At 36.5% G+C, this 21,966-nt stretch carries 25 protein-coding genes and 1 rRNA gene; 1 reads left to right on the top strand and 25 read right to left on the bottom strand.

The window, feature by feature from the left end:
- Positions 1–61: 61 nt before the first annotated feature.
- The 12 genes from SH601_RS16320 to metG all read right to left on the bottom strand — a co-directional run bounded on the left by SH601_RS16320 (position 62) and on the right by metG (position 12,623).
- The gene (locus tag SH601_RS16320; RefSeq protein WP_319959419.1) at positions 62–1,015 is read right to left on the bottom strand and encodes a ribose-phosphate diphosphokinase; all 954 of its coding nucleotides are present in this window, start codon (positions 1,013–1,015) and stop codon (positions 62–64) included.
- 21 nt (positions 1,016–1,036) lie between these two features.
- A complete protein-coding gene (glmU, locus tag SH601_RS16315) occupies positions 1,037–2,401 on the bottom strand; it encodes a bifunctional UDP-N-acetylglucosamine diphosphorylase/glucosamine-1-phosphate N-acetyltransferase GlmU (protein ID WP_319959401.1) in 1,365 nt (454 codons plus the stop codon).
- A 620-nt stretch (positions 2,402–3,021) separates the two neighbouring features.
- A complete protein-coding gene (gene spoVG, locus SH601_RS16310; RefSeq protein ID WP_319959400.1) occupies positions 3,022–3,318 on the bottom strand; it encodes a septation regulator SpoVG in 297 nt (98 codons plus the stop codon).
- A gap of 164 nt (positions 3,319–3,482) precedes the next feature.
- Positions 3,483–4,295, bottom strand: coding sequence for a pur operon repressor (gene purR, locus SH601_RS16305; RefSeq protein WP_319959399.1), 813 nt, complete (start codon positions 4,293–4,295; stop codon positions 3,483–3,485).
- A 54-nt stretch (positions 4,296–4,349) separates the two neighbouring features.
- Positions 4,350–5,219, bottom strand: a complete 870-nt coding sequence (gene ispE, locus SH601_RS16300) for a 4-(cytidine 5'-diphospho)-2-C-methyl-D-erythritol kinase (RefSeq protein WP_319959398.1) — start codon at positions 5,217–5,219, stop codon at positions 4,350–4,352.
- A 76-nt stretch (positions 5,220–5,295) separates the two neighbouring features.
- Complete coding sequence (locus tag SH601_RS16295; RefSeq protein ID WP_319959397.1) at positions 5,296–5,475, bottom strand: small, acid-soluble spore protein, alpha/beta type; 180 nt, start codon at positions 5,473–5,475, stop codon at positions 5,296–5,298.
- A gap of 115 nt (positions 5,476–5,590) precedes the next feature.
- Positions 5,591–5,854 carry a biofilm formation stimulator Veg gene (gene veg, locus SH601_RS16290; protein ID WP_319959396.1) on the bottom strand — a complete coding sequence of 88 codons (264 nt, stop codon included), beginning with the start codon at positions 5,852–5,854 and terminating at the stop codon, positions 5,591–5,593.
- A gap of 173 nt (positions 5,855–6,027) precedes the next feature.
- Positions 6,028–6,918: a 16S rRNA (adenine(1518)-N(6)/adenine(1519)-N(6))-dimethyltransferase RsmA gene (rsmA, locus tag SH601_RS16285; protein ID WP_319959395.1), complete on the bottom strand. Its 891-nt coding sequence runs from the start codon at positions 6,916–6,918 to the stop codon at positions 6,028–6,030.
- Positions 6,911–7,477, bottom strand: a complete 567-nt coding sequence (rnmV, locus tag SH601_RS16280; protein WP_319959394.1) for a ribonuclease M5 — start codon at positions 7,475–7,477, stop codon at positions 6,911–6,913. The genes rsmA and rnmV overlap by 8 nt, the downstream gene beginning before the upstream one ends.
- Positions 7,478–8,213: 736 nt before the next feature.
- Positions 8,214–9,491, bottom strand: a complete 1,278-nt coding sequence (locus SH601_RS16275) for a ubiquitin-like domain-containing protein (protein WP_319959393.1) — start codon at positions 9,489–9,491, stop codon at positions 8,214–8,216.
- A gap of 190 nt (positions 9,492–9,681) precedes the next feature.
- On the bottom strand, positions 9,682–10,452 hold the full coding sequence (locus SH601_RS16270; protein WP_319959392.1) for a TatD family hydrolase: 771 nt from the start codon (positions 10,450–10,452) through the stop codon (positions 9,682–9,684).
- Between the two features lie 212 nt (positions 10,453–10,664).
- Entirely contained in the window at positions 10,665–12,623 is a 1,959-nt protein-coding gene (gene metG, locus SH601_RS16265) for a methionine--tRNA ligase (protein ID WP_319959391.1), read from the bottom strand.
- Positions 12,624–12,934: 311 nt separating this feature from the next.
- Here metG and SH601_RS16260 point away from each other — a divergent pair, with 311 nt between their 5' ends.
- Positions 12,935–13,213, top strand: coding sequence for a transition state genes transcriptional regulator AbrB (locus SH601_RS16260; protein WP_319959390.1), 279 nt, complete (start codon positions 12,935–12,937; stop codon positions 13,211–13,213).
- Between the two features lie 78 nt (positions 13,214–13,291).
- On the opposite strand, the gene rsmI is transcribed toward SH601_RS16260, so the two are convergent.
- The 13 genes from rsmI to rrf all read right to left on the bottom strand — a co-directional run bounded on the left by rsmI (position 13,292) and on the right by rrf (position 21,938).
- Positions 13,292–14,158 carry a 16S rRNA (cytidine(1402)-2'-O)-methyltransferase gene (gene rsmI / locus SH601_RS16255; protein ID WP_319959389.1) on the bottom strand — a complete coding sequence of 289 codons (867 nt, stop codon included), beginning with the start codon at positions 14,156–14,158 and terminating at the stop codon, positions 13,292–13,294.
- On the bottom strand, positions 14,127–14,435 hold the full coding sequence (locus SH601_RS16250; RefSeq protein WP_319959388.1) for a GIY-YIG nuclease family protein: 309 nt from the start codon (positions 14,433–14,435) through the stop codon (positions 14,127–14,129). Before SH601_RS16250 ends, rsmI begins: the two co-directional genes overlap by 32 nt.
- On the bottom strand, positions 14,419–15,165 hold the full coding sequence (locus SH601_RS16245; protein WP_319959387.1) for a tRNA1(Val) (adenine(37)-N6)-methyltransferase: 747 nt from the start codon (positions 15,163–15,165) through the stop codon (positions 14,419–14,421). The genes SH601_RS16250 and SH601_RS16245 overlap by 17 nt, the downstream gene beginning before the upstream one ends.
- A 144-nt stretch (positions 15,166–15,309) precedes the next feature.
- On the bottom strand, positions 15,310–15,651 hold the full coding sequence (gene yabA, locus SH601_RS16240) for a DNA replication initiation control protein YabA (RefSeq protein WP_319959386.1): 342 nt from the start codon (positions 15,649–15,651) through the stop codon (positions 15,310–15,312).
- Positions 15,652–15,665: 14 nt separating this feature from the next.
- Positions 15,666–16,493: a PSP1 domain-containing protein gene (locus SH601_RS16235; protein WP_319959385.1), complete on the bottom strand. Its 828-nt coding sequence runs from the start codon at positions 16,491–16,493 to the stop codon at positions 15,666–15,668.
- A gap of 7 nt (positions 16,494–16,500) precedes the next feature.
- Positions 16,501–17,490 carry a DNA polymerase III subunit delta' gene (gene holB / locus SH601_RS16230; protein ID WP_319959384.1) on the bottom strand — a complete coding sequence of 330 codons (990 nt, stop codon included), beginning with the start codon at positions 17,488–17,490 and terminating at the stop codon, positions 16,501–16,503.
- 81 nt (positions 17,491–17,571) lie between these two features.
- Complete coding sequence (locus SH601_RS16225; RefSeq protein ID WP_319959383.1) at positions 17,572–18,012, bottom strand: YaaR family protein; 441 nt, start codon at positions 18,010–18,012, stop codon at positions 17,572–17,574.
- 18 nt (positions 18,013–18,030) lie between these two features.
- Positions 18,031–18,360 (bottom strand): cyclic-di-AMP receptor, encoded by a 330-nt coding sequence (locus tag SH601_RS16220; RefSeq protein ID WP_319959418.1) that lies wholly within the window; start codon positions 18,358–18,360, stop codon positions 18,031–18,033.
- 26 nt (positions 18,361–18,386) lie between these two features.
- The gene (gene tmk / locus SH601_RS16215; RefSeq protein WP_413775141.1) at positions 18,387–19,007 is read right to left on the bottom strand and encodes a dTMP kinase; all 621 of its coding nucleotides are present in this window, start codon (positions 19,005–19,007) and stop codon (positions 18,387–18,389) included.
- Between the two features lie 15 nt (positions 19,008–19,022).
- The gene (locus tag SH601_RS16210) at positions 19,023–20,444 is read right to left on the bottom strand and encodes an aminotransferase class I/II-fold pyridoxal phosphate-dependent enzyme (protein ID WP_319959381.1); all 1,422 of its coding nucleotides are present in this window, start codon (positions 20,442–20,444) and stop codon (positions 19,023–19,025) included.
- Positions 20,445–20,556: 112 nt separating this feature from the next.
- On the bottom strand, positions 20,557–20,748 hold the full coding sequence (locus tag SH601_RS16205) for a sigma factor G inhibitor Gin (RefSeq protein ID WP_319959380.1): 192 nt from the start codon (positions 20,746–20,748) through the stop codon (positions 20,557–20,559).
- Between the two features lie 109 nt (positions 20,749–20,857).
- A complete protein-coding gene (locus SH601_RS16200) occupies positions 20,858–21,613 on the bottom strand; it encodes a class I SAM-dependent methyltransferase (protein WP_319959379.1) in 756 nt (251 codons plus the stop codon).
- A gap of 208 nt (positions 21,614–21,821) precedes the next feature.
- Positions 21,822–21,938, bottom strand: a 5S ribosomal RNA gene (gene rrf / locus SH601_RS16195).
- Between the last annotated feature and the right edge of the window lie 28 nt (positions 21,939–21,966).

The raw sequence follows: 21,966 nt of genomic DNA, 5'->3' as shown, positions 1-21,966 counted from the left end.
TAACGAATATATAATATATTTCCCTTCTAGAAGATGAGTTAAACCTATTTTTATAGAAAAATTAGTCAAATAGAATACTTACTGACTGACGCTCATGTACACGAATGATTGCCTCACTAATAAGAGGCGCTACAGACAATTGCGTAATTTTATCAATTTGTTTCTCTTCTTGTAATGGAATACTATTTGTCACGACCAATTCTTTAATTACAGAATTATCGATTCGTTCAATAGCAGGTCCTGATAATACTGGGTGTGTACAGCACGCATATACTTCTGTGGCACCATTTTCGATTAGAGCATTTGCACCTAATGTAATCGTACCAGCAGTATCAATAATATCATCAATTAGAATAGCCGTTTTACCTTCAATATTACCTACAATATTCATAACTTCTGCCACATTCGGACGTGGTCTACGTTTATCAATAATAGCGATTGGCGCTTTTAGTCGGTCCGCTAATTGACGAGCACGTGTTACACCACCATGGTCAGGTGACACAACAACAATATCATTCAAATCCTTCTTACTCCAATAGCTTGATAAAATAGGAACCCCTACTAATTGATCTACAGGAATATCGAAGAATCCTTGAATTTGTGGAGCATGCAAATCTAATGTAATTACTCTAGTCGCTCCAGCAGTTTGTAATAAGTCAGACACTAGCTTAGCCGTAATTGGCTCACGTGCACGTGCTTTACGATCTTGTCTTGCATAACCATAATATGGCATTACGATGTTAATGGAATTTGCTGACGCTCTCTTTAATGCATCAATCATAATTAATAACTCCATAATATGTTGGTTACCAGGCTCACAAGTAGACTGTACAACATATACATCGCAACCACGAATACTTTCTTCAATATTTATTTGGATCTCACCATCGCTAAATTTTGTTACCGAGCTTTTACCTAACTCCACCCCAATATTTGCTGCAATTTCTGCTGCCAAATCCGGGTTTGAGCTTAATGTAAATACTTTTAAGGATGAATCCTTATAGGACATTTGTATACCCTCCATGTGATCTAATTGTTATTTATATTTTTTTGCATATTCCTCTTTGTTCACTTGTTTTGCTCGGCCAATTGATAATGCATCTGCTGGCACATCTTCATGTATGGTCGAACCTGCTGCAACGAGTGCGCCTTTACCAATCGTAACTGGCGCAATTAAATTAGCATTGCATCCGATAAAAGCATCATCTTCTATCGTTGTCTTATACTTATTCTTCCCGTCATAATTAACGGTAATCGTCCCACAGCCAACATTTACGCCACTTCCTACTTCTGCGTCGCCGATGTAGCTTAAATGTGAAACCTTACTGTTATTATCTATCTTAGATTTTTTAATTTCAACAAAATTACCTACCTTTACATCATCGCCAAGTGATGCCTCAGGGCGAATATGGGCAAATGGACCAATTTGAACTCGTTTGCCGATGTAACTAGATGTTGCGACACTATGACGTATAACAGTATTAGCACCTACATGACAATCTGTTAACTCTGTATGTGGGCCAATAACTGCCTCATCTTCAATTGTTGTTTTCCCCTTTAATACACTACCAGGCTCAATGACTACATCAGTTCCGATTGTAACATCCACTCCAATATAAGTATTAGTAGGATCAATAATCGTAACGCCATTTCTCATATGCTGTTCATTAACTCGATTTTTCATAAAAATTTCAGCTTGAGATAAAGCAACACGATCGTTTACACCAATTGTTTCTGAGAAGTTATCTGTTTGATAAGCAGCTACTGTTTTACCTTCTGTTTGAGCAATTTCGATAACGTCTGGTAAATAATACTCCCCTTGTACATTGTCATTAGATACTTTCTTCAATGCTTCGAATAACCATTCATTATCAAAGCAATATGTACCTGTATTAATTTCCTGCACCGCTAGTTCTTCTTTTGTTGCATCTTTTTGTTCGACGATTTTACTCACTTGACCGTCTTGATTACGAATAATTCGTCCGTATCCTGTTGGGTTTTCCGCATGTGCTGTTAGAATGGTAACTGCTGCACTTGTATTCTCATGCTCATCTAATACTGATTGTATGGTATCTTTAGTTAATAACGGTGTATCACCGCAAACGACAATGGTGGTACCTTTCTTATCTGCTAAATATTTTTCCGCTTGCTGTACAGCATGTCCTGTTCCTAGCTGCTCTTCTTGGATAACAAATTCACAACTATCTCCTAATTGGTCCTGTACCTTTTCCGCCCCAAAACCGACAACTGTAGTAATATTAGCTAGGTTCAAACTTTTTAATTGATCCACTACATGTTGTACCATCGGTTTCCCTAGTACAGGGTGAAGTACTTTATATAATTTTGACTTCATTCTTGTTCCTTTACCAGCAGCTAAAACAATTGCATAGCGATTTGACAAGATATTCCCTCCGTCCCGATTTACTCTTCAATTATTTATATATAAGATATTCTAAAATTGAACATTAATATCCCAATTATGAATATAAACGAAAAACAGGCTATTTTCAATAAAGATCGCCTAATTATCATAACTTTTCGTCGTCTAAAAGCGATAGTCTCACGTTGAGGTGGGCTTTCTTCCATTCTACTGATGATGAGTGTTAGCAAAGCACTACGCGTTCCTAGGGTACAGCTTCAGCTAATTTTCATGAAGAAGACCACTTCACGAAAACGGATCTTCAGCTCGTACTGTTCCCTCAGGAGTCTCCGTGTTTTGTCTCCGTTATACGCGTTCTGATATTTGTAAGCGGTCCGTGCTTGAATAGATGTTGCACTTGTGCCCCGAGGGTGAACGCGGAGTATTCTGACGTAGCGATAAGAGAGCCACTAACCATCAAGCAGAATGAGTGAGCGCATTTTATGGAATAACTAACATGGGTCACCGTCCACTATCGCTTTTAGACTGTGTATGTTAGGTATTTTAAAATCGCGGGGAATTGATTGGTTATTTTTTGGAGTAAATGGAGACATTGTTCAAAACAAAAAGCCTAATCAAATGATTAGACTTTTTCACACATTTTACGAAGCACCTGCTTCTTCATATTCTACTTCCGTTTCCTCTTCTCCAGCACGGTGATACTCTTCTAAAACAGCATCTTGAATTTTAGATCTTGTACCAGAGTTAATCGGGTGTGCAATATCTCTAAATTCACCATCCGGTGTACGTTTAGAAGGCATTGCAACAAACATCCCATTGTTACCATCAATCACTCGAATATCATGCACCACAAATTCATGATCTAATGTAATGGATGCGATAGCTCGCATTCTTCCATCGGTATTCACGCGGCGTAATCTTACGTCAGTTACTTCCACTATGTTTCACCACCTTTTCCCTATTTAAGAACTTATTATCTTAATTCAACAAATCTTTCTAAATTCCTGCTTAATTTATAAAAAAATTTATCCTTTTAAGAAAATATTCCTATAGGTAGGTGGTATTCGACACTATTCGTAATTGTTAGACATTTAGTTTTTATTTAATTGAAATAATTTCCTTTGATAACTTCGATTTCCTTACTGCTAGAATCTACATTTTTAATTTGGACTAAGGAAATATAATCATCTACTACACGATCTTCTTCTTCATCTTCCGCTTCCGCTAATACACCGATTGCTTTAACGTTCGCATCAAATTCCTTTAACAAGCTCTTCATTCCATTTATCGTACCGCCTGCTTTCATGAAGTCATCAATGATACACACATTTTCTCCAGGCTGCAAGCTACGTTTGGACAATACCATCGTCTGAATTTTTTTCGAAGAACCTGAAACATAATTAATGCTCACTGTTGATCCCTCTGTTACCTTCGGGTCACGACGAACAATAACCACTGGAACATTCAAGAAGGAAGCTACAGCATATGCTAATGGAATACCTTTTGTCGCTACCGTTACAATTGAATCAATATTCAAATCAGCAAAACGAGAGGCAAACAGTCTACCGATATCTCTAATAGTGCCTGGCGTTCCTAAAATATCACTCATAAATAGATATCCACCAGGTAAAATACGATCCGGGTCTTCTAATTGCATGCAAAGTTTATCAATAAATGCTTCACTATTACGAAGTGAGACTTTAGGCATATATTTCACACCACCAGCTGCACCTGAAACAGATTCCAAATAGCCAATTCCCTCTGTCTTAAACATACGATTTACTATAGATAAATCCTCACTAATCGACGATTTAGCTGCACCATATGTTTCAGAGAAAAAAGGCAAAGACACTAATTCCATTGGATGTTCTACTAAATAATTGGTCATCGCAATTAAACGATCACTTCTTTTCATTACTACACCTCAAAATCCGAATATTTTGTGGTAAATATATCATTTTATACGTGTTTAATCAAGTTTTTGTTGACTACCTAATAACCGTACGACATATACTTCATCACAAAAACCTCTTAAACTGTTATAAATACGGTCTGCTCTTGTTTCTTGTTGTACTAAAGCAAATACAGTTGGCCCACTTCCACTCATCAAGACCGCATCTGCTCCTGATTGTAACATTTGATTTTTTATTTGTGTTACTTCTGGTTTTTTCGGTAATGTAACGGCTTCTAATACATTTTTCAATCTATGACAAACACCTTGATAATCTCCCTCTTGAATGGCATGTACCATCCCTTCTGTATCAGGATGTTCGATATCGTTAAGTTTCAAAGATTGATACACCGACTGCGTAGAAACTCCTTGCACTGGTTTTGCTAATACCACCCAACATTGAGGTGGTGCTGGTAATTCTGTAATGTTTTCACCTCTTCCTTTGGCAAGAGCTGTTGAATTATACACACAGAAAGAAACATCTGAGCCAATTTCTGCACCTAAAACGGCCAGATCGTCTAACGATATATCCAAATCCCATAACCGGTTCAACCCTCTAAAGGTTGCTGCTGCATCACTACTTCCCCCTGCAAGTCCCGCGGCTACTGGAATTTGTTTATCAATTTTAATCCGGACACCTTGTTTAATTTGATAGCGATCTTTTAATAACTTTGCCGCTCGATAAGCTAAATTTCGTTCATCATTAGGGACAAAACGATTATCGGACGCTATCTCTATTTTATCTTCTTCCAACAAAAAGAATTCAAGTCGATCTGCTAAATCAACTGTAGTCATAACCATCTCTACTTCATGATATTGATCTGGTCGTTTATAAAGCACATCTAATGTTAAATTAATTTTAGCTGGCGCTTTTTCAATAATATACAAAGTCATTCACCTACTGACAGTTTTTCTTTATGTAAAGATACCATAAAAACAAAGTAAAGCGCAAAAGGACAAAGTCTTAGACTTTGTCCTTTCTTAAACTTTCCTCTGCCATTTGCACTGCTCTTTTCACCATATTACCTGCATCACGCGCGGTAATACCGCCCCAATCATCTTTCTCCACTTTGTCGTAAAAACCTAATTCTTTAGCAAGCTCTTCTTTGAATTGATCAGACATCAGTCCTCGTCTTCTACTCACGGAAGATACTCCCTTTCTGTCGTGTTTTACGACAATCATATGTTATGGAGTCTTGCCAAAATGATTCGAGGAAATAAAAGGTCCATTTAGCATAAAAAAAAGCAGCAAACTTTGTTTACTGCTCTCCTGATACCGCTTCTAAATCCTCTGTAAAATTCAATTCAACTGTTTCAGTAAGAATATCTGCATAACTATATGATACACGTTCAAATGCATTCTCATCCTGATCTAGTTCAACGATAAACACAGAAGGATATGTTTCTGCTAATGTTCCACAACGTTCAATTGTTTTCTTTCTTCCACCATTTGCTTTGATCCGTAGACGCTTGCCGACATTTCCATCTAAACCTTGTTTGATTTCAACCAATGTTTTAGCCAATACAATCCACCTCACTACAAATATTATACTACACACTCGTCCAACAGTCAATTAAAAATATTCCATTATAACAATATTGTTTAAAAACTGTCAATAAAAAAATTGGAAGTCATGCAATTATCTTTCCTTTTTATATAAAAATTATGTATATAAAAAAGAAAACCCCATAAACTTTAGGAGTTTTCCATCATTTCCAGATAAAAATAATTTGCTAATGTTGCAAATTCTTCTATGTTTAGTGACTCACCACGTCTCGTACCATCAATGTCTGTTTGTTCGAAACCTACTTCAATTTCCTCTTTGGACAGTTTATCTGAAAAGTGACGAGACAAATTATTACGTAAGGTTTTACGTCTTTGTTGGAAGCTTGCCTGTACTAATCGGAAGAAGAAATCTTCATCTTCTACATGTACTGGTGGCGTATCACGCTTTTCTAGATGTAATACAGCAGAATCAACTCTTGGTTGTGGCATAAATACGGTTTTCGGTACAATCATTTTCACTTGTGCTTCCGTGTAATATTGAATCGCTATAGATAATGACCCGTATTCTTTTGTATTTTCGTGCGCAGCCATTCTCTCTGCTACTTCCTTCTGAATCATCACCGTAATACTATTAATAGGTAATTTAGCCATTAATAGCTGCATTAAAATTGGTGTCGTAATGTAATATGGCAAGTTAGCTACTACTTTCACAGGCTTACCATCTTGAAAGTGGTTATCCCATACTTCTTCAAAATTGGCTTTTAAAATATCTTGGTTAATAATCGACACATTCTCATACGCTTGTAATGTATCATCCAATATCGGAAGTAATCGACCATCTATCTCAAAGGCGACTACCTTATTTGCTGCAATTGCTAATTGTTCTGTCAAAGCACCAATACCTGGTCCAACCTCAATGGCATTCATCTCTTCTGTAATACCAGCACTATCAATAATGTTTCGTAAAATATTAACATCAATTAAAAAATTCTGACCTAAGCTTTTCTTAAATGAAAAACCATACTTCTCTAAAATTTCCTTCGTTCGCTTTGGTGTGGCTATCGCCTTCTGTTCAGTCATGCGCTTCCTCCTGCATAATTTGTTTCATCACTGCTTCAAATTCCTCGACAGATATGTTAAACATCTGCAACCTCTTTAAGAGTTGCTTGCCATTAATATGGCCAATTCGAAGTCGTTGTCCCAGTTTCTTTCTTCTCTCCTTCGAGCCAGGTCCACCAATTAATCCGAAATGGAGAAGATCCGACTTCGTAATATCCGATTCTCCGGTCTCTGTTAACTCATATACTTGCTCAAGCGCCCTACGAAGTACTTCTGAGGACGCATGCTCAATCCCTAAGCTTTTATGTTGCTTGCTCCCCGGAACAGCCTCTTCCCTCGTTAGAAAGGCATGCTTACATCCAGGAATATATTGATCAATTATTTGTCTAATTCGCTGACCAGGGTAATCCGGGTCGGTAAAAACAATTACGCCTCGTTTATTTTTAGCATGTGCTATTTGCTCTAATATATCTTTATTAATGGCAGAACCATTTGTTTCTATTGTATCCACATCTAACGCTTGTTTTAGCTTCGCTGTGTCGTCTTTTCCTTCCACTACGATAATTTCTTTCACCTTCAAAAAGGCTCCTCCATTCTTCCTTTAACTTTTCTTATTTTAACACAAGAGAAGTATCTATGTCCGCCTTTAGGGAAACTAGCAAGTAACTCCCATTATCAACCTGCTTCACACATAAAAACAGGAGGTGTTGAACATATACACACTCTTTATGCAGTCTAAAAGCGAGAGCTTGCATCGCTTCATGGTAGCTACTCGATGAAATGCGCTCACTCATTCTACTTCTAGTGAGTGGCAGGCAAGCGCTACGTCAGAATACTCCGCTTTCCACAGGCATGGCTTCAACTAACTTTTTCAACAAGAGCGGTTGAAAAAGTGGATTTTCAGCTCATGCTATCCCTGTAGGAGTCTCCATATTCTGCCTTCGCTTTGGCTATACTCTCAATTGTATAAAAGAGGAATACTTAGATTTTATGTCCTTTGACTAAGCGCATTTCTTTCGGAAATGAATCATTGTATTTCCACTCACAAACAACAGAACGCATCACATAGCGGAGATAAAACACGGAGACTCTTGCGGGAACAGTACGAGCTGAAGATCCACTTTGTGAAGTGTTTTTCTTCACAAAGTTAGCTGAAGCCGTACCCGCAGAAAGCGTAGTGTTTTGTCGGAGCTTATGCCAACACTCATCATCAATAGAATGGAAGAAAGTCTTGCCCACAAGAGACTCTCGCTTTTAGACAATAAAAAAGGCTGCATGCACAATCGTTTGATCGTACATGTAGCCCTTGATGCTCATTATTCAATAATTTTAACTTGGACGGTTTTCGTACCATAGTTTTGCGCTTTTTGCTGTGATGACATGTGTAAATCAATTTTATTGCCTTTGATATTACCACCTGTATCTCTAGCAATAGCATAACCATAGCCTTCGACCCAAACTTTTGAACCTAATGGAATCACACTTGGATCTACTGCAACAACACCTTCTGGATTGTTTTTCAAATCATAACCGGTAGCTGTTAATCCTCTACCATCACATGATGCACAATCCCAATTATAGGCTGTTGCTTTCATGTAAAGTGTTTTTCCTTCTTTTTCTTCGCTTCCACGTGATACCGTTTCTGTTTTTGGTTCAGACTTCGCCGTATTATTGGTATTAGAAGACTTTGATGATTGTTCGTTAGATGCTGCTGGAGTAGCTGTTTGTTTTGGTTGCTCTACCTTCGTACCTACTGCAACAACTTTTTCTTGGCTCTCCTTTTTCACTTCTTCCTCAATCAATTCACGAGATACTTCTTCTCCGTTCTCTAATACTACTTCATAATGCTTTTCAATTAAGCCTGATTCACCTTCAGATACAACTTCTTCTGTTCCTTTTTCCAAGGAATCATCATTCTTTTTAACTACACTATAATCTTGCTCTTCTTCTACAACGTCTGTTATTTTTTCTACTCGTGTAATGTTGATACTCGTATCTTCTTTCACTTTTGTAGATTTTTTAGGTTTGACACGGTCTAGCTTAGCTAATTTCACATCATGATCTGCTAATAGCTCTTTTACCGTACCGCCTGTAGTCCAGATTTTCTCTTTCTCCCCTGCATCGTTGATTGTTACCTGAAAAGCTTTTTCAATATCGATTTCCAGGTTATCCTTGATTTCCGTACTGTCAGCTAAAGACATGTGATCATGCTTTTTCATTTCGATGTCTTGTTCTTGTAGAAAATCTCCAACTGTATCACTTGTTGTATAATATGTTTGGTCGTCTCCATCTATACTTACTACTACTTCTTTTGCAATTGTATGCTCGATTGTTATATCTCTATTTACGAGTTCGTTTACTTCATGTGAGAGTTCATCGTGTTCTCCCACCTCAATTGCAAGTTCATTAAGAACATCTCCAACAGTCTTCGCATGTGTGCGAACCGTCATCGTTTCACCTTCTTGAACAACCGTAACTTCTGTTTTAGATAATTCATAAAATGATATACTGATAAATGCAATAAACACAAACAAAGAAAGTGCGTAAACGAAGTCCTTGTTATTCAAGATGTGACTAATCTTTAGACGTTTCATGAACTTTTCCCTCCTTTTACTCGCCGTTGTATTATATAAAGTTACTTTTTACGTGTCAAACGAGTTTTCATTGAATTAAAAACAGTGCATCCCTTGATTATCAAGGGGTGCACTGTTTCATTCCTTAAAATATTTCAAATAGGTTACATTACCGTAACAATAACTGAAAATTATGGTTAAACGCCCAAATCTAGTGTGTTATACCAAAAAGTCTCTTCGCATTTTCCGTTGTTTGTTTACCGATTTCTTCATAGCTCGTTTCCCGTAAGTCTGCGATTTTTTCTGCTACCAATTTTACATATGCTGGTTCATTTCTTTTACCTCTATTTGGATGTGGCGCAAGAAATGGACAATCTGTTTCAATTAACAAACGATCTTTTGGTACATATTTGGCTACTTCTTTCGGCAATGAAGCATTTTTAAATGTTACAGGACCACCTAATGAAATATAGAAATTCATTTTTAAACATGCATCGACATAATCAACTGAATCATTGTAGCAATGCATAATACCGCCTACTTCTTCTGCATTTTCCTCTTGCAGTATTTGAATAATATCTTCTGTTGCCTCACGATTATGAATAATGATTGGTAGCTTGACCTTTTTCGCTAACTGAATTTGTTGACGGAATACTTCTTTCTGAACCTCTTTTGGTGATTTGTCCCAATGATAGTCTAATCCCATTTCACCAATAGCTACTACCTTGGGATGTGCAGATAACTCTTCAATCCATGCTAGTTCCTTATCAGTCATATCAATCGCATCAACTGGATGCCATCCTACCGCCGCATAAATATGGTCATATTGTTCTGCCATATCAATTGCTTTCGGAATAGTCTCATGATCAAACCCAACGATCACCATATTTTCAATACCAGCTTCTTTAGCTCGCTGTAACACCTCTTCGCGATCCTCATCAAACTGCGATACATTCAAATGTACATGTGTATCAAACAACATACTCTCTTCCTCCTAAAAAATAGACAATCATTCTATCCTAATTATCTTACGACTATCATACTCGGTAGTGTATTGCTTCCTGCCCTTTTGTTTATCCATATATGCCAATCTTCAAAACGCAAGGGGGCAATCAAAAAGTAACCTATATTCTAACGTTTTTTACTTAAACAAAAAGTATACACCCGCTTTCGTGTGTATACTTTTCTGCCTAATTATTTTACGACCGAACCGTTTGGTAGATCTGACTCTACTGTGGCAAGTGATAATTTACCGTCTTCGTCTTCACCAGATAGAATCATTCCTTCTGATAATTGGCCGCGAAGTTTAACTGGTTTTAGGTTCGCTACACAGATAACTTTCTTCCCTACTAATTCTTCAGGTTTATAATACTGTGCAATTCCTGATATTACTTGTCGTTTTTCGCTACCTAAATCTAATTGAATTTGCAGCAATTTGTCTGCTTTTTTCATTTTTTCTGCATGTGTTACTTCTGCGACACGTAGGTCTAGTTTCATAAAGTCATCATAGACTACTTCTTCTTTCTTGTCGTCCTGTACTTCTTTTTTCGGCTTCTCTGGCTCTGGTGCTTTCATCATCGCTTTAATTGTCTCGACTTCTTTTTCGACATCTAATCGAGGGAACATTGGGTCTTTTTTGACTACCTTCGTTCCAGCTTCTACTACACCGAAGTCTAATAAGCTTTCCCATGTATGAAGTGATTCTTTATCATCTACACCAAGCTGCTCGAAAATTCGTTTTGGTGTTTGTGTTAAGAATGGACGTAATAGCACGGCAATTCGACGTAAACTATCTACTAAATGCGCCATTACATTACCAAGACGTTCCTTTTCACTTTCATCCTTTGCTAAAACCCATGGCGCTGTTTCATCAATATATTTGTTTGTTCGACTAACATATTTCCAAATTTGTGTTAGTGCAACAGAAAAGCCCATTTCATCTAGAGCTTCCTCTACTTTCGCTACTGTTTCTTTCGCCATGCTCTCTAATTCCTCATCAAAGGAAGATTCAGATACACGGAATGTAGGAATTTCACCATCAAAATATTTGTTAATCATTGCTACTGTACGATTTAATAAGTTACCTAAATCATTCGCAAGATCATAATTAGTACGGTCAACAAACCCTTCTGGTGTAAAGACACCATCAGAACCAAATGGCACTTCACGTAACAAGTAATAGCGCACTGCATCCAATCCATAGCGATCAATTAAGTCAACCGGATTTACTACATTACCTTTTGATTTCGACATTTTTCCATCTTTCATTAAAATCCAACCATGCGCAAATACTTTTTTCGGTAATGGTAAATCAAGCGCCATTAACATAATTGGCCAATAAATTGTATGGAAACGGACAATCTCCTTACTCATTAAATGGACATCTGCAGGCCAATATTTTTGATATAAGCTATCATCGTCTGTACCATAACCTAAAGATGTAATGTAATTACTTAACGCATCAATCCAAACATAGATAACATGCTTCGGATCTCCAGGTACTTTAATACCCCAGTCAAACGTAGTACGAGATACAGCCAAATCTTCTAAACCTGGTTTAATAAAGTTATTAATCATTTCATTTTTACGACTTTCAGGCTGAATAAACTCTGGGTTCTCCTCATAAAATGCAAGTAAACGATCCACATACTTACTCATTCTAAAGAAATATGATTCTTCTTTCACATCTTCAACTGGTCCACCACAATCAGGACAATGTCCATCCACTAATTGGCGCTCTGTAAAGAACGATTCACAAGAAGTACAATATTTACCTTCATATTCATCTAAGTAAATATCTCCTTGCTCTAATAAACGAGCAAATATTTTTTCGACAACTTCTTTATGTCGATCCTCTGTTGTACGAATAAAATCACTATAAGAGATATCTAGTTTTCCCCATAAATCTTTAATCCCACTTACAATGTCATCTACATATGCTTGTGGTGTCACACCAGCTTCTTTTGCCTTTTTTTGAATCTTTTGTCCATGCTCATCTGTTCCTGTTAAATAGCGAACATCATAACCTCCTAAACGCTTATAACGCGCCATTGCATCCCCTGCAACAGTACTATATGCATGACCGATGTGTAAATTACCACTTGGATAATAGATCGGTGTTGTTATATAAAAAGTCTTCTTTTGTTCTATCATATCAGGTACCCTCCTTATTTCTTTCTCCATCTACATAAACAGTCTGCCTTTATTGTAGCGATTTTTCGTACATATTTCCATTATAAAGTAAGATGTCAAACATCGGCCTTTATAACTACCTAATACAAACATTGTTGCCGATAAAATTATCCTTAAACTTGCAATTTTATAAGCTATAAACTTAATTTTAAAAGGAGAATTTTTTTGTTAAAATGAGTAAATTATGTTTGACAGTTATGGCAACTAATGGTATTATAACGCTATAGATGTCGAATATTGCCGAATTTAATTATCAAAAGGGGAGATTTATAATGAAATCTACAGGTATTGTAAGAAAGGTAGACGAACTAGGACGTGTTGTAATTCCAATCGAATTACGTCGTACATTAGGTATTGAGGAAAAAGATGCGCTTGAAATTTATGTCGATGATGAGCGAATTATCTTGCAAAAATATAAACCAAACATGACTTGTCAAATTACAGGTGATATTTCAGACGATAACTTAGCATTAGCAGGTGGGAAACTAATCCTTAGTCCTGAAGGTGCTAAAATGCTAATTGATGAAATTCAAGGTAAATTAGATAAATAATTAGTCAATAGCTCTGATACTTAGAAGAGCTATATATAAGAAAAAACCCTGTTTCTAACAAACGAAACAGGGCTTTTCTTATTCTGTATGATAGGCACTATATACTTCACGCTTAGGTATATGGCGCTCCTTAGCTACTAGCTTAATTGCTTCTTTACTAGAAACATCCTCTAATTCCATTATTTTTTCGACATGCTCTTTCAAGGAGAGGTCTGACAACCAGCTTTGCTCTTCTTCCTCTTTTCTTCCTTCTACCACAATACAACATTCACCTTTTATTGGATGTTCTTCTAGCCAATCCGCTACTTCTGGCAATGTTCCTCTTATATATTCTTCATATCTTTTCGTAATCTCTCTTGCGATAGCTACTTGTCTATCACCAAAGGATTCTGCTAACCATTTAATTGTTTCCTCCATACGATAAGGGGATTCATATAAAATAAACGTTGTCTCCATTGATTTTAGTAATGTCAATGCATTGTCTCGATCCTTTTTCTTACGCGGTAAAAAACCGTAGAAATAAAAATGGTCTGTCGGTAAGCCTGATCCAACTAATGCCGATAATACTGCATTCGCCCCCGGCAGAACAACAACAGGAAGATCTGCTTGGATCGCTGCTTGGATCACTTCATAACCAGGATCCGAAATACCTGGCATTCCTGCATCACTGACTAAAGCCAATGTTTGACCATCATGGAGAAGCTGCAAGATCTGTTCTTCCCTAGCAGCCTTATTATGTTCATGATAACTAATCATTTTTTTCTTTAGTTCAAAATGATGCAATAGCTTCCCCGTGTTTCGCGTATCTTCAGCTAAGACGACATCCGCTTCTTCTAAAATACGCAAAGCACGAAACGTCATATCTTCTAAATTGCCAATTGGGGTTGGAACGACATATAATGTGCCTTTGTCTTCATTTGTTTGGTAACTCTTTTGAATTTGCATCTACGTCATATCCTTCCATTTGCTGTTCTTTAATCCAACATTCTTTTTCTTTGCGTGTCAGCTTTTTAATGCTCGCTTCTAACTGCAATGCTTCTGACTTTGTCTGACACTGTTGTTGATATTGCAGTTGCAATGGTCCTCTACCTCTTGTATACTTGGCACCTTTCCCTTGTTCATGCATCTTTAAGCGTCTTTCGACATTTGTTGTATAGCCAGTATATAATGTATTGTCTTTGCACTTTACTATATAAACGTAATGATTACTCTTTTCTTCCATATAAAATACCTTCTAACTCTGTGGTATAGTTTCCTTCTTCATCAAAACTATATAATGGTGGAAGCATCTTAAGATCTGGATTACCATCTCTCATTCCTTCTATTAATAAAATGTTTGCTTCCTTCCCTTTCTTAGGATAAACAAAGCGCACTCGTTTCGGCTCAATTTTATATTGTCTAAATAACGTAACAATATCGACAAACCGTGAAGGTCTGTGCACCATTGCTACTTTCCCACCTGATTTTACGAGCTTACTACATGATTGTATCACATCTTCTAATGTGCAATAAATTTCATGTCTAGCAATCGTTAAGTACTCATTATAATTATGATGGTTTTTATTTTCTGTTTGAAAATACGGAGGATTAACAGTTACTAAATCAAATTTATTATTTTTAAAATGATCTGGCATATCTTTTAAATCACCATGAATCATATCAACTCGTTCATTTAGCTGATTAAGTGCAATACTACGGCAGCCCATATCATATAATCTTTCTTGAATCTCTACTCCTGTAATAGGTACCTTCGATCTTCTTGATAATAATAATGGAATAACCGCATTACCTGTACAAAGGTCTAGTATCTTACCTTTCGTTCTCGGCACCGTCGCAAAGTCTGACAGTAATACCGCATCGATTGAAAAAGCGAACTTCGTTGGACTTTGAATAATTTGCATCGATCGATCCGCCAACAAATCATCGATTCGCTCATCTTCTTTTAATTCCATTTATCTTACTCCTTCTGTTCCACAAATCCATGCAAACAGTCGATTGTTTACATCTGTATTGCTCATTCATCCTGTAAAGCTCATCTAATAAAGCACCGTGATAAACCAAAAGCTGACATGTTATTATGCCAGCCTTGGTTTGAGCTATTTTGTTTTGTTTAAAAACATCATACAGAACAGACAGTCTCCTTCTTGCCTTGGGCTTCCGAAGTGTACGTTGCAAATATGAAAGCCTTCTTCGTATAGCCTTGCTAAATTATCATAGCCTTCTCCAATTTCTGCATCGTTATTATCCGTATCATGATCTTGATCATGATCAGGTTCATTATCCAATCGTTGGCGAAGGTGATGATTTTCCATCTCTAATCGATGGTTTTCCTCTAGCATTTCACCAAACTGCTGTTTCAAATCACCTAATTGTTGATACAATTGACCAATTTGCTCTTCCATATCAGAAACTTGTTCAAATAGTTCTTTTTTCTTCACGCACTTCCACCCCATTATTCCGTTGCCTGGGTATTGATAACTCCTTCTTCAATCAATTCATCTAATGTATACTCAATCATTCGTTCTTTCTCTGGAATTTCCACTTGAATAAGGCGCTCCAGGATATTCAGTCCAACTACCTTACCACGGCCATATGCTGTTGTAATCTCTTCACCAATGTCAGGTAATTCTTTTTTCGCTGTTTCATAATCGTCATTTTCATATTTCAAACAACACATTAATCTACCACAAAGACCAGATATCTTAGTTGGATTTAAGGAAAGGTTTTGATCTTTTGCCATTTTAATTGATACTGGCTCAAAATCACCTAAGAACGTAGAACAACAAAGCATTCGACCACAAGGACCAATTCCACCTAATAGCTTCGCTTCATCTCGTACGCCAATTTGTCGCAGTTCAATTCGTGTTTTAAATACGGACGCAAGGTCTTTAACTAAATTACGAAAGTCGACTCTACCATCAGCTGTAAAGTAAAAAATAACTTTATTGCGATCAAATGTATATTCCACATCGACTAAATTCATGTCTAGTTTATGCTCTTTGATTTTAGTCACACATGTTTTATAGGCATCATCTGCAATTTCTTTATTTTCTACGACAATCAATTTATCCTTATCCGTCGCAATACGAATGACCTTCTTCAATGGAAGCACGACATCTTCCTCGTCCACATGTTTGTTACCAACTACAACCTTACCAAATTCTACTCCCCTGACAGTCTCGACAATACAATAGTCATCTGTACTTATCTTTAACTCATCTGGATCAAAATAATATATTTTACCCGCCTTTTTGAAGCGGACACCGATAACTTCTACCACGAATAATTCACCTCTGTATTTGAAGTGTTAATTGCTCCATTACTAATTGTGGGTGCACATTTTGTTCTAACTTACGCTTCGCTTCCATAATATTCTGTAAAATAACCGTACTATGGTTTAAAGACCAATACATTGCAGCTGTTTCGATCTTACTATAATGATTAGTAAATACGATAGCTGAAGACTCCTCTAGATGATAATTCACAATATCTCTATACCATAGTAATAATAAATCAAGGCCTTCTTGAAGCTGTAAGCGTTCTTTAAAATGTGGCATCCACTGTGTATGCACAAATATTGGCACTTCAGCTTGATTATGTTGAAGCATGTCAATTAATTGTACCACTAATTTTCGTGACTGTGCAAACCAAGTATCCCCGCTTTTTTCAATTGCCTCTGTTACATTGTTCGTAATTTGTGTCATTAGACGTGCATTTGCTTCCGTTAATCCTTCTTCTTGCAGTCTTTCTTCTAATTGCTTAGGGTTCAATGGTTGAAAAGCAAGCAATTGACATCTTGAACGAATTGTAGACAATATTGCCTGACTATTTTCCGTTAATAAAATTGCCGTCGTTTGCTGGCTCGGCTCTTCTAAAAATTTTAACAATCGATTAGAAGCATTATCTGTCATTTTTTCCGCTTGCTCAATGATGTATACTTTTTTATTCGATTCTAAACCTGTATAGGTGAATTCTTTTTGCAAATGTAAAATTTGCTCTTTCTTAATACTTGCTCCATCAGGTGTAATAATATGTAAATCAGGATGATTCCCACTTTTTATTCGTCGACAATCACTGCACTGATGACAAGGGTCAACAGTTGTCCGTTCTTTGCAAAAAATACTCATCGCAAACAGCTGTGCAAGCTCATATTTGCCTGTTCCTTTATCACCATGAAATAAATAAGCATGGGATATTCTTGATTTCTTAATACTGTTCATTACCATCTTGCTTACGATTGGCTGTTTATCTAGCATGTTCGCCCATACAGTATCCATTGGCGCCTCCTACCTTCTTCTTTATTTAAAATAAGAGGATCGATTAGTATATCTAGCTAATCTACCCTCTTATTTTCTTCATTACGTATATAAGTTAACAAGAAGCCCTTTAATCTCTCCAATTAAATCTAAAATCTGAATAGAATTTTTCTCCTGATCCATCACAAACTCTGTTAACTCTACAAGCTTATCATCTACTTCTTCCACAATCGTTAGTCTTCGGTTATCTCCATCTAGCATAAAGCTGTGTGATTGCTTTAACGTCATACCATAATCAACAGCTTCCTTCACAAAACGTTTAACCATTCTTTTGTATTTAGCAAGATCCTTAAATGACCTAAACCGAGCGATTTTTTGACCTTGTGCCGTCAATTCGCTCATTAGCTTTTGCAATTCGGTTTGCTGTAATTGCGTAGACTGCTGCTTCACCATTGAGTCAAATCGTTGTGAAGGTTGTCTTGCCTGTTGCTCCTTCTTATTCAGTGCTTCCAGTTGTGTTCGCATGTCTTGAGTAATTTTCATAAGATAAAATCCTACCTTTTAATATTGATGGAATTGATCGACAGGTACAACGAATACTGTAGCCCCACCAACCTCAACATTAATTGGACGTGGAATATAAGAGTCAGCATTCCCACCCATAGGAGAAACAGGTGAAACTAACTGCTCACGTTTACTACAATTATCTCGAATAATCTCTAATGCCTCATCAACATATTTATCTTCACAGCCTATCATCAGCGTCGTATTACCTTCCTTTAGGAATCCACCAGTAGATGACAATTTTGTCGTTTTAAACTGTTGTTCCCCTAATGCATCAATTAATCGACTACTATCCTTATCCTGTATTACCGCCATAATTAATTTCACCATCGTCGCCTCCTTATAGATTTTACTTATAAATATTCTTTTATTTTCCTATATGCTTGTTCTTCTACTTCTATTATATCAAAGTTTGCTTCAATTCTCTTCATACGGTTAGGAAATTTATCAAGTAATTGCTGATATGCTTCATATACTTGCTCATGGAATGCTAATGATTCCAAATCTAGCCTATTTTGTTCTCTATCAGCATTTTTATTGATTCTTTTTAATCCTTCTTCAGGCTTTATATCAAAAAATAATGTCAGATCTGGCATTTGTTCACCGATTGCAAATTGATTAATTTGAAATACTTCCTCTACACCTAATCCACGGGCAGCACCTTGATATGCAAGACTACTATCAATAAAACGATCACATAATACAATCTTACCTTCAGCAAGTGCTGGTTGTACTTTCTCTATTAAGTGTTGTCTTCTTGCAGCTGCATACAATAATGCCTCTGTTCTTGCGTCCATCATCGTGTTATGCTTAGCTAATATAATGTTACGTATATTTTCTGCAATCGGGATACCACCTGGCTCCCTTGTCTGAATAACTTGATATCCTTCGTCTGTTAAGCGCTGTGCTAATCGATGTAATATCGTTGTTTTTCCTGCACCCTCGCCACCTTCAAATGTAATAAACACGCTCATTCTCCTTCTTGTACATCATGTGTAAATATATAAACCACTTTCCCTATTACTAGGTTGGAAATTAATTTGTTGTGTAAATGAATAAGTGATTTGCTCTACTATTGCCTTACTAATTCGTTCACCTTTAGCGATAAAAGGGATACCTGGTGGATAAGGAATAATTGCCTCTGCAGCTACTTTACCAATAGCATCTTCCCACTTACACCACTTTGTTTGCTTCATTTGCATATCAGCATACGATAAAGCTAATGGGGTAACCTGTTCGTTAAAATAAAGCTTTTTATCTTCTATTGTACCACTGTCTACAGCAAATTTTAATGAATCTTTTATTCTTATTAATTTTTCCTCTAATAAACTAAGCTCAACAGTTGGTTCTAATCCAAAAACAAATAAGATATGTGTATCTGTTATTAATTCTGGATAGAGTTTTTCCTTTTCAAACAATTGCTTTACCGCCTTACATTGATAACCTCGCTGTATCCGTAAAGATAATTTTAATGGATCTGCATTTTCTTCAACAATCCATGCTTCACTTTCTTGAAAACAAGCACGTATGCTATTCACGTATTGAAATAACCTATTACTTTTTTCTTCTGTATATGTCGCTAAATAATAACGTGCCAAGTCTAAACTGGCCATAATCGGATAAGATGGACTACTCGACTGAAGCATTTGCAAATAATTGCTTAAACGTTGCTGATTGATTCTATCTGTCTGTATATGGAGATACGCAGCCATCGTTAAGGCAGGTGCCATCTTATGTGCAGACTGCACTACAATATCAGCTCCTAACTGTACTGCTGAAGGTATATCTATGTATGGTAGCGAAAAATGACAGCCATGTGCTTCATCTACTAACACCGGAATATCCTCTGCATGTGCAGATTCAATCACTTCTTTTAATGGGTATACTTCCCCAAAGTAATCAGGGTAAGTAAGAATAACAGCTTTAATAGATTGATACTCTTTTATCGCTTTCTTCACTATCTCTACAGATGGTGCTGTATATCTTTCTGTAATATGGTTATACAGAGGGGGTAAAAAAATTGGCTGAACACCAGCTAGCTCCATTCCATGTAAAATAGATTTATGGCAGTTTCTTTGTACAAGTACTTTGTCACCTGGATTACACGTAGCTAAAATCATCGCCAAATTTCCAGCTGTACTACCATTTACTAAGAAATACGTATGTATCGAGCCAAACCATTCTGCAGCTAAAGTCTGTGCCTCTTCAATCACTCCCTCAGGTGCATGCAAATCATCTAATCCACCCAATTCTGTTAAATCCATTGCTAATAATGACTGAAAATCTTCTCTAGCTTCTGTTACAAATACTTGGCCATTTTTATGACCTGGTACATGAAACGAATTATTTTTATTATTTTTAAAATCCTTTATAGCTTGATATAGCGGAAATTGCTTGTGCTTGTTATTCATATAAAAACCTTCCATCCTCATGATAACTCTTATTCTTATTATAAAACTATCCTTCTTATGAAAGCTATTATTTAGATGATTATAAAAAAGGAATCACATCATTGTGACCCCTTTAAACAGTATAAGAAGATTTATTAATGGCTTTCATTTTGTCTATATAGTATTCATAGTTTTCATCATTAGGTTTAGTAGAAACTATTTTTTGTTCACACTCTTGGCAAATAAACATTTGATAAACAAATATACCCTCTCGCTTCTGCTCATCACAAACTCCACAATAATGTGATTGATATTTTTTAGACATTTGCCACACCTCCATTAGATATTAGATAGTATAGCCAATCTATTAAATAATATACACAGAATCATAGTTTTTTATTTGACAATTTCGAATTTTTTCACGTGAAACATTTTTATTTTTTATAAGCAACCACTTGTATCCGACAATAATCAGCTAACCATTGGCCATTTTGATACAACATCGGCCGTAATTTATCCTCTACACGTTTCATCAATTGGCCTCTTTCTTCTTCATCTAAATGAGCTAGCATTTCTATCGCAAACATTTGCATCCAATTTCGTAATCCTCCATCTCCTTCTAACGGAGTTGGTCTAGTGAAAAACCTAGCGTAATGAACAGTAAACCCTATTTCCTCCATCAATGAAGTATACTTCCCTATACTAGGGAAATACCATGGTTCACGTAAAGAATCATATGTCGGAAATAACTCTTGGTATGACACTTGAATAGCATTTCTTATATTTAGTACATTATCTTTCCCACCAAATTCTGTGACAAATCTTCCACCCACTTTTAAACTCTCATAAAACCGCTCTAATGCTTTTCTTGGTTTTATCACCCAATGTAATGTTGCATTAGAAAACACTGCATCAAACTCTTGAGAAAAGTCCATATCATATACATCCATCGTTTGAAAAGGAAGGTTAGCATACTTATTCTTCGCTTTTTCTATCATGTTAGCTGAACGATCTATTCCTATAACATTCGCTCCAGTATCCTTTATCTCTTTCGCAAGATCCCCTGTACCACATCCTACATCAATTATTTTCTCTCCTTCTTTTGGAGAAAGTAACTCCATCATCCCCATTCCTAATGCTGAAACAAACTTATGCCTTTCATCATATAAAGCAGAAGACCAAAGATCCATAAAATTCCTCCCTAGTTTTCATTCATTATACACTTTTTTCAGGAAAAATATATTCATTTAAGCCTGCAGTTTCACTAATCGGCAATGCTTCTTTATCGAAGGACGATTCGTGAAGTCACCTAATTTCTAGATCAACAGTTCTAGACAAATACTCAAATTTTATAAAAAAAAAAACTTCTTAGTCCTAAAACTAAGAAGCTTTTCATTTGCCTGGCAACGTCCTACTCTCGCAGGGGCGTAAGCCCCAACTACCATGGGCGCTGGAGAGCTTAACTACTGTGTTCGGCATGGGAACAGGTGTGACCTCTCCGCTATCGCCACCAGACTATATGATGTTAGGAATATACCCTAAA

This window comes from Gracilibacillus pellucidus (assembly GCF_033949965.1).
Classification (GTDB): domain Bacteria; phylum Bacillota; class Bacilli; order Bacillales; family Amphibacillaceae; genus Gracilibacillus; species Gracilibacillus pellucidus.
This window is presented reverse-complemented; position numbering and strand designations above follow the sequence as displayed.

What these genes read in the sequence shown, in the direction of transcription:
- purR (WP_319959399.1), bottom strand. Translation starts at nt 4,295, where the DNA reads ATGAAAAGAAGTGATCGTTTAATTGCGATGACCAATTATTTAGTAGAA.
- rsmA (WP_319959395.1), bottom strand. Translation starts at nt 6,918, where the DNA reads ATGACTGAACAGAAGGCGATAGCCACACCAAAGCGAACGAAGGAAATT.
- SH601_RS16200 (WP_319959379.1), bottom strand. Translation starts at nt 21,613, where the DNA reads ATGGATCTTTGGTCTTCTGCTTTATATGATGAAAGGCATAAGTTTGTT.
- SH601_RS16275 (WP_319959393.1), bottom strand. Translation starts at nt 9,491, where the DNA reads ATGAAACGTCTAAAGATTAGTCACATCTTGAATAACAAGGACTTCGTT.
- SH601_RS16210 (WP_319959381.1), bottom strand. Translation starts at nt 20,444, where the DNA reads ATGAATAACAAGCACAAGCAATTTCCGCTATATCAAGCTATAAAGGAT.
- holB (WP_319959384.1), bottom strand. Translation starts at nt 17,490, where the DNA reads ATGGATACTGTATGGGCGAACATGCTAGATAAACAGCCAATCGTAAGC.
- SH601_RS16225 (WP_319959383.1), bottom strand. Translation starts at nt 18,012, where the DNA reads ATGAAAATTACTCAAGACATGCGAACACAACTGGAAGCACTGAATAAG.
- rsmI (WP_319959389.1), bottom strand. Translation starts at nt 14,158, where the DNA reads ATGCAAATTCAAAAGAGTTACCAAACAAATGAAGACAAAGGCACATTA.
- metG (WP_319959391.1), bottom strand. Translation starts at nt 12,623, where the DNA reads ATGATAGAACAAAAGAAGACTTTTTATATAACAACACCGATCTATTAT.
- SH601_RS16260 (WP_319959390.1), top strand. Translation starts at nt 12,935, where the DNA reads ATGAAATCTACAGGTATTGTAAGAAAGGTAGACGAACTAGGACGTGTT.
- tmk (WP_413775141.1), bottom strand. Translation starts at nt 19,007, where the DNA reads ATGAGCGTGTTTATTACATTTGAAGGTGGCGAGGGTGCAGGAAAAACA.
- SH601_RS16250 (WP_319959388.1), bottom strand. Translation starts at nt 14,435, where the DNA reads ATGGAAGAAAAGAGTAATCATTACGTTTATATAGTAAAGTGCAAAGAC.
- SH601_RS16205 (WP_319959380.1), bottom strand. Translation starts at nt 20,748, where the DNA reads ATGTCTAAAAAATATCAATCACATTATTGTGGAGTTTGTGATGAGCAG.
- SH601_RS16270 (WP_319959392.1), bottom strand. Translation starts at nt 10,452, where the DNA reads ATGTTGTTTGATACACATGTACATTTGAATGTATCGCAGTTTGATGAG.
- SH601_RS16245 (WP_319959387.1), bottom strand. Translation starts at nt 15,165, where the DNA reads ATGGAATTAAAAGAAGATGAGCGAATCGATGATTTGTTGGCGGATCGA.